Origin of the sequence: Microbaculum marinum (assembly GCF_037855135.1) — a bacterium.
Classification (GTDB): domain Bacteria; phylum Pseudomonadota; class Alphaproteobacteria; order Rhizobiales; family Tepidamorphaceae; genus Microbaculum; species Microbaculum marinum.
This window is the reverse complement of sequence record NZ_JAZHOF010000019.1, coordinates 1-9,098: the sequence shown is the minus strand read 5'-3', so window position 1 is coordinate 9,098 and position 9,098 is coordinate 1. Positions and strand designations below refer to the sequence as shown.

The 9,098-nt window shown below is 70.4% G+C and carries 8 protein-coding genes; 1 reads left to right on the top strand and 7 read right to left on the bottom strand.

What is annotated here, in order from left to right:
* Positions 1-285 precede the first annotated feature (285 nt).
* From V3328_RS26540 to V3328_RS26530, 3 genes are read right to left on the bottom strand one after another with little or no spacing between them, the layout of a single operon-like run.
* The gene (locus V3328_RS26540; RefSeq protein ID WP_340332759.1) at positions 286-744 is read right to left on the bottom strand and encodes a DUF3237 domain-containing protein; all 459 of its coding nucleotides are present in this window, start codon (positions 742-744) and stop codon (positions 286-288) included.
* Positions 741-2,045: a TRAP transporter large permease gene (locus V3328_RS26535; RefSeq protein ID WP_340332758.1), complete on the bottom strand. Its 1,305-nt coding sequence runs from the start codon at positions 2,043-2,045 to the stop codon at positions 741-743. Before V3328_RS26535 ends, V3328_RS26540 begins: the two co-directional genes overlap by 4 nt.
* A 30-nt stretch (positions 2,046-2,075) precedes the next feature.
* Entirely contained in the window at positions 2,076-2,633 is a 558-nt protein-coding gene (locus V3328_RS26530) for a TRAP transporter small permease (protein ID WP_340332757.1), read from the bottom strand.
* 179 nt (positions 2,634-2,812) lie between these two features.
* Between V3328_RS26530 and V3328_RS26525 the strand changes: the two genes are divergently transcribed.
* On the top strand, positions 2,813-3,406 hold the full coding sequence (locus V3328_RS26525) for a hypothetical protein (RefSeq protein ID WP_340332756.1): 594 nt from the start codon (positions 2,813-2,815) through the stop codon (positions 3,404-3,406).
* A gap of 51 nt (positions 3,407-3,457) precedes the next feature.
* On the opposite strand, the gene V3328_RS26520 is transcribed toward V3328_RS26525, so the two are convergent.
* The 4 genes from V3328_RS26520 to V3328_RS26505 form a co-directional block, all read right to left on the bottom strand.
* Positions 3,458-4,513: a TRAP transporter substrate-binding protein gene (locus tag V3328_RS26520; protein ID WP_340332755.1), complete on the bottom strand. Its 1,056-nt coding sequence runs from the start codon at positions 4,511-4,513 to the stop codon at positions 3,458-3,460.
* A gap of 382 nt (positions 4,514-4,895) precedes the next feature.
* Entirely contained in the window at positions 4,896-6,146 is a 1,251-nt protein-coding gene (locus V3328_RS26515; protein WP_340332754.1) for a thiolase family protein, read from the bottom strand.
* A 2-nt stretch (positions 6,147-6,148) separates the two neighbouring features.
* Entirely contained in the window at positions 6,149-8,038 is a 1,890-nt protein-coding gene (locus tag V3328_RS26510; RefSeq protein WP_340332753.1) for a feruloyl-CoA synthase, read from the bottom strand.
* Positions 8,035-8,862, bottom strand: coding sequence for a crotonase/enoyl-CoA hydratase family protein (locus V3328_RS26505; RefSeq protein WP_422732931.1), 828 nt, complete (start codon positions 8,860-8,862; stop codon positions 8,035-8,037). The genes V3328_RS26510 and V3328_RS26505 overlap by 4 nt, the downstream gene beginning before the upstream one ends.
* Positions 8,863-9,098 lie beyond the last annotated feature (236 nt).

The following is a 9,098-nucleotide window of genomic DNA, read 5'->3' as shown; positions in this document are numbered from 1 at the left end:
ACGGTCTCTCAGACCAGGGACCCAACGATCTCCCGCCCGCACACACCATCGCACATCCAAAACACACAGGGACCCAGCGCAAAGCCAGGCGAAGCCGCCGCTCGGGCGCGCGTCAGCGCCCCTCTCGAAGGATCGGCGGCAAGTGCGGCAATCGCCCCGCTGGGCCCCGGATCAAGTCCGGGGCGTAGGCTACGGAATTGGCAAATGCCATGCCCCACGCACAGAATACGTCCCGGGCTTGACCCGGGACCCAGCGCAACGACCCGGCGCAGCCGCCGCTTTTCCTCACACCACCTCGTACACGTCCAGCACCACCGCGTTCGCCTCCCGCTTGCCGCGGGCGACCGCGATCACCCTGTTCAGCCAGGCGACGTCCGCGCCGCCAGTCTCGAAGCGCATGGCGGTGCGGAAGTAGTAGAGCGCCGGATCGACGTCCTCGCCGCGCGAAAGCCTCGCGATCACCTCGGGCGGGCCGTGGCGCACGCCGTCGCTCGAGACGAGGATCAGCGCGCCGGACTCGGTTTGAATCGTGTAGCGCGCCGAAATGTCGGCGACGCCGTCGGCGCGGATCACCTGCCAGTCGGCCCCGCCGGGCAGGATGCGGCCGTTCAGCCGCGGGCCGGTCACGGTCCCGCCGAGGATGTTGATGACGCGGCGCGTGCCGGCCGGGGTCGCTCCGAACTCCAGGATGTCGGCAAGCTCGGCCCGCACCTGCATGAAGGGCGTTTCGGCGAGGACCGTCATTGCATCGTGTTGGGCAGGAACAGCACCAGGATCGGGAAGGCGACCAGCAGCGCCAGCCGGAACACGTCCATCAGCACGAACGGCATGACGCCGGCGAAGATCCGCTGCAGCGGGATGTCGCGCGCCAGCGAGTTGAGCACGAACACGTTCATGCCGACCGGCGGCGTGATCAGGCCGAGCTCCACCGTCATCACGATGATGACGCCGAACCAGATCGGGTCGAAGCCCAGGTGCAGGATGACGGGAAAGATGATCGGGATCATCAGCACGATCATCGCCATCGCGTCGAGGATGCAGCCGAGCACCAGGAAGAACAGCAGGATCAGCACCAGCGTGCCGTAGGCGCCCAGTTCGAAGCTGAGCAGCAGCGTCGCGATCTTCTGCGGCGTCTGCGTCGCGGTCAGGAAATAGCCGAACAGCAGCGCGCCGATCAGGATGAAGAAGATCGAGGCCGAGACCTGGATCGAGTCGACGAGGCAGCGGTAGATCGATCGCCAGTTCAGCCGGCCGCGCACCACCCCGATGATCAGAACGCCGGAGGCTCCCATCCCGGCCGCCTCGGACGGCGTGAAGACGCCGCCGTAGATGCCGCCCATCACGAACACGAACAGCAGCACCACCGCCCACACCCCGCGCGAGGCGTGGACCCGCTCCCGCCATGTCGCCAGCGGCTGCACCGGCACGTCGTGCCTGGAGAACTGCACGTAGAGCCGCACCGTGACCAGGTAGAGCGCCAGCGCCAGGATGCCGGGCACGACGCCGGCGATGAACAGCTTGCCGATGTCCTGCTCGGTCAGGATGCCGTAGATCGCCAGCACGATCGACGGCGGGATCAGGATGCCGAGCGTGCCGCCGGCGGCGATCGAGCCGGTCGCCAGCGTGTCGGGATAGCCGTAGCGCTTCATCTCCGGCAGGGCGACCTTGGTCATCGTCGCCGCCGTCGCCACCGACGACCCGCAGATCGCCGCGAAGCCGCCGCAGGCGGCGATCGTCGCCATGGCGAGGCCGCCGCGCCGATGGCCGATCCAGGCGTTCGAGGCCCGGTACAGTTCGGCGCTCAGGCCCGAGGCGGTCGCCAGCGACCCCATCAGGATGAACATCGGGATCAGCGCCAGCGAGTATTCCGTGGCGGTGCGGATCGGCGACAGGCCGATCAGGTTCAGCGCCGGACCGGTGCGCACCATCATCGCGAAGCCGCCGACGCCGACCAGCCCCATCGCCACGCCGATCGGCACGCGCAGCAGCAGCAGCACGAACAGCACGACGAAGCCGCCGACGGCGATCAGGTCCGGATAGCTCATGGTTGGACGCGGCTCATGGTTTCGGGCGGTTCATGGCTCGCGGGTCGGGAGCCCGAGGGGATCGGCGATCGAATCCTGGCCGGGCGGCCCCTCGTCAGGGGAATCGAACCGGCGCAGCACGACGACGTGCAGGATGCGTGCCGCCAGCACCACCGCGGTGAAGGCGATGCCGAGCCAGGCGGCGAAGTGGAACGGCCAGATCGGCACGTCGAGCTCGAAGGTCGTCTCGCCGGCCGTCCGCGTCGCCATGACGCGCAGCCAGAACATCGCCGTGAACACGCAGGCGCAGCCGAAGAACACCAGGTCGGCGAAGACGTTGAGCGCGCCTTGCGCGCGCCGCGGCAGCGCCGACCACAGGATGTCGACCTGGATGTGCTCCTTGCGGTAGGCGGCGACCGCGATGCCCCAGAAGATCGCGACGCCGAGCAGCAGCCGGCCGACGTCGAAGGAGCCCGGCAGGCTGGCGTTGAACACGTAGCGCAGCACCACGGTGATGAAGGTCAGCGCGGTGATCACGCCCAGGAACATCGCCGCTGCGGCGTCGACGAGCAGGACGATCCGGTTGATCAGCCGTTCGAACGCGTTCATGCCGGATCCGCTCCCCGCTGCGGTCTGGAGCCTTTCATGGACGGCGGACCGGAGCAACCGCCTGCGGCCGGCGGGCCGGACCGCGTCCGGTGCCGGCGGCCGACGCGCCATGTGTCAGGGTGAAACGCCCGCGGCGGGCCGATGTGCTATCCGGTTGCGGATCGGAAAGGAGACGGAGAATGCGGGACGAGGCTGGAACGCGCGGATGGGGCATCGGCCGCCGGCGGATTGCCCTGTGGGCCCTGGCCGTGGCCGCGATACTGGCGGTCCCGCTCGTGGCGACGCAGGTCAGCGACGATTGGCGCTGGGGTCCCTTCGATTTCGTGTTCGCCGCCGTCCTGCTGTTCGGGGCCGCGATCACGTACGAGGCGCTGGCGGGCGTGGGGGGCACCGGCGCGTACCGCGTTGCCGTCGCGCTGTCGGTCGCCACGGCGCTCCTGCTCGTCTGGCTGAACGCTGCCGTCGGCATCATCGCGGACGACGGCCTGTTCGCCGTGATGTATCTGGGTGTCCTTGCCATCGGGGTGATCGGTGCCCTCGTCGCGCGGCTGCGGCCGCCCGGCATGGCGCGGGCCTGTCTCGCGATGGCGATTGCCCAGCTGCTCGTCCCGGCGGTCGTGGCGGCCCTGCCGGCCCTCCGGCCCGCCCTGACGGAGCCGCCGGGTGTGGTGGGAGTGTTCGCGCTCAACACCGTCTTCGTCGCCCTGTGGCTCCTGTCCGCCTGGCTGTTTCGAAGATCGGCCCCACGGCACGCCCCCGCGGACCGCTCCTGAAGGATGCGAACGCAGCGCCGCGGCCCGGAGCGGGGCGGCGCTGCGGGGCGTTCAGTACTGCGAGTTGTACTTCTTCAGGGTGTCGCCGAGGTCGGCCCAGATCGCGTCCGCGTCGTGGCCGGCGTCGTTGACGGTCTTTTTCCATTCGTCGAGCATCGGCGCCACCGCCTCGCGCCATGCGGCGACCTGGTCGGGCGTCGGCTCGGTCACGGTGTGGTCGGGCATCGCCTTGATCTTGTCGCGGCCGCCGCTCTCGTAGGCGGCCCAGCCGACCGAGGTCTGCTTGGCCCATTCCGGATTGCAGTGGTCGTCGATGACCTTCTTCTGGGCGTCCGACAGCGAGTCGTAGAAGTCCTGGTTCATGCCCCAGACGAAGCCGACGACGTAGAGCGGCATGTCGAGGTGGTACTTGGTCGTCTTGTCGATGCCGAACAGCAGGATCGAGCCCCACGGGAAGGTGATCGCGTCGGCGACGCCGCGCTCAAGCGCCTCGCGCGATTCCGGCGCGCTGACCTGCACCGGCTGGCCGCCGAGCATGGTGACGAGCTTGGAGATGGTGCCGTTGGCCGGCCGCACCTTCATGCCGTCGACATCGCCGGGCACGGCGATCTGCTCCTTGGAATGGAAGGCGCCGGGATCGTGGGCGTTGGCCAGGCACACGTAGATGTCGCCCATCTCCTTGTCGGCGTAGCGGCTGTACCACTCGTCGATGGCGGCCGAGCCGTCGGTCGCGTTGGTGACGTTGAACGGCAGGTTGGCGGCGTCGAAGATCGGGAACCGGCCCGGCGTGTAGCCCGGGTTGATGTAGCCCATGTCGGCGATGCCGTCGCGGACCATGTCGTAGGTGTCCTTGGCCGCGCCGAGCTGCTGCGCCGGGAAGATCGTCACGCTGATCGTGCCGTCGGAGGCCTTGTTGATCGACTCGCCCCATTCGGTGATCGCCGCCTGCAGCGGATGGGTCGGCGGGACCCAGTGCGAGAAGCGGATCTCGACGGGATCGTCCTGCGCCTGCGCGCTGCCGGCCACCGGCACGACGCCCGACAGCGCGACGACGGCCACCCCGGCGGCAGCCAGAACGGATCCGGCAAGCAAGCTCTTGATGCTCATCTGTGTCCTCCCTGAAGATAGCGGATCTTGGTGCGATCGGCCCGGCCACCTTGCGCCTGCCGCGCCGGTGACTCTCGTGCCGTAACCCTAGCCCGACCCTCGCGGCCCGGGCAAGATGATTGTTTGCGTCTGCAACTGTTTGAACGCAAACGGTGATTGAGGCGCTGCGGCAGGCTGCACACGAAGTATTCTCCAGCACCCCGCCGCGCTGGGCCCCGGATCAAGTCCGGGGCGTAGGCCTGTCGTGTTGTGGAGCTTCAACCAGGAGCACAGAATACGTCCCGGACTTGATCCGGGACCCAGCGCAGAGCTTGCGGCACGGTCCGGCACAGCCCATCCGGCTCTCGATCCTCCCGTCGTCGCACCCTCGCCATTCCGAGCCTCACCGCACGGCCACATTCTCCACCAGCAGCGCGATGCCCTGGCCGCCGCCGATGCAGGCCGACGCGATGCCGTATCTGAGCCCCGACCGCTTCAGTTCGCGCGCCACGGTAACGGCAAGCCGGATGCCGGTCGCGCCCAGCGGATGGCCGATGGCGATCGCGCCGCCGTTGACGTTCAGCCTGTCCTCGTCGATCCCCAGCTCCCGGGCGCAGGCCATCACCTGGGCGCCGAAGGCCTCGTTGATCTCGATGCGGTCGATGTCGTCGAGGGCAAGACCGCTGCGCTCCAGCACGGCGCGGATCGCCGGCACCGGGCCGATGCCCATGATCTCCGGCGGCACGCCGACGGCCGCCGCCGTGACCAGCCGCGCCAGCGGGGCGCCGTCGCGCCGGCGCGCATAGTCCCCGGAAGCGACCAGCGCGGCGGCCGCCCCGTCGACCACGCCGGACGAGTTGCCGCCGGTCTGGACACCGCCGAAGGCCGGCCGGATCCTGGCCAGCGCCTCAACCGACGACGGCCGGATATGGGTGTCCTCGCCGACCGCCTCGACCTTGCGCGGCAGCTTGATGCCGCGGTCGTTGTAGCCGTCGACGGCGAAGGTCTCGCTGACGACCGGGGCGATCTCGCCGGCCAGGAACCCGGACTCCCTGGCCGCCAGCGCCCGCTCGAAGCTGCGCGCCGCGTAGGCGTCGACCTCCTCGCGACCGATCTGGTAGCGCTCGGCGAGGTTCTCCGCCGTGCCGCCCATGGTGACGTCGGCGGCCGGGTCGAGCAGCGCCTCCCACAGGAAGTCCCTGAATTCGACGCGGCCCATGTCGAAGCCGCCGCGGTGGGTGTAGGCGGCGACCGGGTTGCGGCTCATCGATTCCGCCCCGACGCACAGCGCCACGTCGGTGCGGCCGAGCGACACCGCGTCGGCGGCCTGGCTGATCACCTCGATGCCGGTGCCGCAGATGCGCTGGACCAGGTGGGCCGGCACCTCGACCGGCACGCCGGCATAGAGGCCGACATGGCGCGGCAGCATGTAGGCGTCGAAGCTCGCCTGCGCCATCGAACCGGCGATCACCGTGCCGACGTCAGCGGGCGGAACCGCGGCGCGGGCCAGCGCCTCGCGCGCCACCTTGATGCCGAGGTCGATCGGCGAGACCAGCGACAGCGCCCCCTTGTAGTCGACGAAGGGCGTGCGCACCCCGTCGACGAGCCAGACGTCGTCCCAGGCCGCGGTGACGGCGTGTTCGGTGCCAAACATCCTCAGGTTCCCTCGCTGAGCGCGATGACCCGCGGCGACGGCGGATCGGCGAAGAGCTCCTCGACGAGCCCGGCCCGGTTCTCCAGCACGGCGCGCTGGTTGATCGAGCCCTTGTCGGTCATCTCGTGGCGGTCGATCGCCGGCGGCGCCTGCATCAGCATCAGCCGCGCCACCCGGTTGGAGGAGCCCGTCGCCCGCGCCGCGAACTCCTGCAGCCGCTCGCCGAAGGCTGCCCGCACCGTTTCGTCGCCGACCACGTCGGCGAGGCCGGCATCGGCGGCAAGTCCGGCCAGCCGCCGGCAGGCGTGCAGGTCAGCGAACACCAGCGCGGCGACGCAGTCCCGGTTCAGCCCGGCGATCACCACGTCCGACACCAGCGGCGCGAAGTGGTCGATGAAGGCCGCCCTGAGCGGCCCGACATTGACCCAGGTGCCGGTGGCGAGCTTGAAGTCCTCCTTGATGCGCCCGTCGAAGATCAGCCCGGCGCACGGGTCGTCGGGGTCGGCCAGGCGCATCGCGTCGCCGAACATGTAGTAGCCCTCCGCGTCGAAGGCCTCCGCCGTCAGCTCGGGCTGGCGCCAGTAGCCGGGCATCACCCCCGGGCTCCTGATCCGCGCCTCCAGCTTGTCGCCGTTGGGAACGAGCTTCAGGTCGATGCCCGGCGCCGGGATCCCGAGGTTGCCCGCTGCCGCGTCCCACAGCAGCACCAGCGCGAACGGACCGGTCTCGGTGGCGCCGAAGCCGCACAGCCTGAGGATCCGCGCCCCGCAGGTGGCGACTGCCATCTCGTCCATCGCGTCCCAGACGTGCTGGGCCATGCCGGCGCCGGCGTAGAACAGGATCTTCAGGTCCCTGAAGAAGGTCTCGCGCAGGCCCTGGTCCTCGGCCAGCGCCTGGGCCAGCGCGTCGAAGCCCTTCGGCACGTTGAAGTACCAGTTCGGCGAGACGTCGCGCAGGTTGCGGACGGTGCGCGCCATGCCGGCCGGCGTCGGGTTGCCGTCGTCGATGTGGAGCGTGCCGCCGTTGTACAGCACCAGCCCGAAATTGTGGTTGCCGCCGGCGGTGTGGTTCCACGGCGCCCAGTCGAGCAGCACCGGCGGCTCGTCGCGGAAATACGGAAAGGCGCAGGCGAGCATCTCCTGGTTGGAGGTCAGCATGCGCTGCGTGTTGATCACCGCCTTCGGCATCCCCGTCGAGCCGGACGTGAACAGGAACTTTGCGATAGTGTCGGGGCCGACCGCCTCGTGCGCCGCCTCGATCGCATCGCCGGCCGGCGTCGCCAGAATGTCGCCGAACGGCGTCGCCGCCCGCTGCCGGGGCAGGTTGCGCGTCACCACCACCTCGCAGTCCGCCGGCACGGCGGCGGCGATCGCCTCGCCGAACGCCTCGCCGTCGCAGGCGAACACCAGGCCGGGGGTCAGCAGCTCGACGATGTATCTCAGCTTGGCGAAGTCGGTGGAGATCAGCGAATAGGCCGGCGACACCGGTGCGTGCGCGATGCCGGCATACTGCGCGGCGAGTCCGAGCAGCGCGTGCTCGATGTCGTTGCCCGACAGGATCACCACCGGCCGCTCCGCCGACAGCCCGCGGTCGAGCAGCGCGGTGCCGACGGCCCGCACCGCGTCGAGCGTCTCGGCATAGGTCAGCCTCCGCCAGCCCTCCCGGCCCGGCTCCCGGCCGGCCAGGAACACCCGCTCCGGCGCCTCGCCCGCCCAGTGCACCAGCCGGTCGGTCAGCCGCCGGGGATGGTCGGGCAGGGGGTCCGGCGAGGTCAGCCGGATCGTGCCGTCGGTGCGGCGCTCCATGTCGACGGCGCGCCGGCCGAGCGCCACTGGCCGGAAGGTCGCCGACCCGGCGTCGCGATCCCGGTCCGCCCGCGCCGCCCCGCTCATCCGTCCTTCTCGACCTTGCCGGCGCGCTTTTCCAGGAAGTCGCGCAGCCGCCGCTTGGCCTCGCCCTCGTTCTGGGCGACCGCCGCCATCAGCGCCTCGGTCAGGTAGCCGTTGCCGCCGGACGCCTCGGCGATGCGCGGGATCGCCTGCATCACCGCGAAGTTGGTCATCGGCGCGTTCGAGGCGATCTTGCGGGCGAGCTCCAGCCCGGTCGCCAGGCCCTGGCCATCCTCGACGAGGTAGTGCGACAGGCCGAGCCGCTGGCCCTCCGCGGCGTCGTGGACGCGGCCGGTCAGCATCATGTCCATCATCCGCGAGGCGCCGATCAGCTTCGGCACCCGCACCGACCCGCCGCCGCCGACGAAGATGCCGCGCTGCCCCTCCGGCAGGCCGTAATAGGCCGATCGCTCCGCCACCCGGACGTGGCAGGCGCAGGCGAGCTCCAGCCCGCCGCCGACCACCGCGCCGTGCAGCACCGCCACCACCGGCACCCGGCCGAACTCGATTGCCTCGAACACCGAGTGCCACATGCGCGAGTGCCGCAGGCCCTCGGCGACGTCGCGCTCCTGCAGCTCGCCGAGGTCGAGACCGGCGCAGAAATGCCTGCCTTCGCCGGCCAGCACCACGGCCCGGACGCCGTCCGGCAGCCCTGTGAAGAATGTCTCGAGGCTGAGCACGGTCGGATCGTTCAGCGCGTTGCGCTTGTCCGGCCGCGACAGCCGCAGCACCGCGATGTCGCCGTCGCGCGCCGCGCTCAGCGACGGCGGCAGGTCGGGCAGCCCGGCTTCGGCGGCCGTGTCGGGTCCGCGCTCGTCGCGTTGCACCGGAGATCCTCCCTGATGGTCGGCCCCGCTCATAACAGTTTTGGGTTCAAACGATCAATGCGGATCTTGGTCCCACGCCGGGTCGGCCCATCATCTCCCGCGCAACTGCCGCCAGGTGCGCGTACCCTCGGCTCGGCGGCGGCGGGAATCCCGGCCGGTGCTCCGCACGCCCCCCTCCCCTTGATGGGGAGGGGTCGGGGGTGGGGTGGGGCGGCTTGCTCCGAGCCTGTGGCGTG

Bases quoted from the DNA above. Each gene is read 5' to 3' on its own strand.
- V3328_RS26540 (WP_340332759.1), bottom strand. From the start codon at position 744: ATGACGGTCCTCGCCGAAACGCCCTTCATGCAGGTGCGGGCCGAGCTT.
- V3328_RS26535 (WP_340332758.1), bottom strand. From the start codon at position 2,045: ATGAGCTATCCGGACCTGATCGCCGTCGGCGGCTTCGTCGTGCTGTTC.
- V3328_RS26530 (WP_340332757.1), bottom strand. From the start codon at position 2,633: ATGAACGCGTTCGAACGGCTGATCAACCGGATCGTCCTGCTCGTCGAC.
- V3328_RS26525 (WP_340332756.1), top strand. From the start codon at position 2,813: ATGCGGGACGAGGCTGGAACGCGCGGATGGGGCATCGGCCGCCGGCGG.
- V3328_RS26520 (WP_340332755.1), bottom strand. From the start codon at position 4,513: ATGAGCATCAAGAGCTTGCTTGCCGGATCCGTTCTGGCTGCCGCCGGG.
- V3328_RS26515 (WP_340332754.1), bottom strand. From the start codon at position 6,146: ATGTTTGGCACCGAACACGCCGTCACCGCGGCCTGGGACGACGTCTGG.
- V3328_RS26510 (WP_340332753.1), bottom strand. From the start codon at position 8,038: ATGAGCGGGGCGGCGCGGGCGGACCGGGATCGCGACGCCGGGTCGGCG.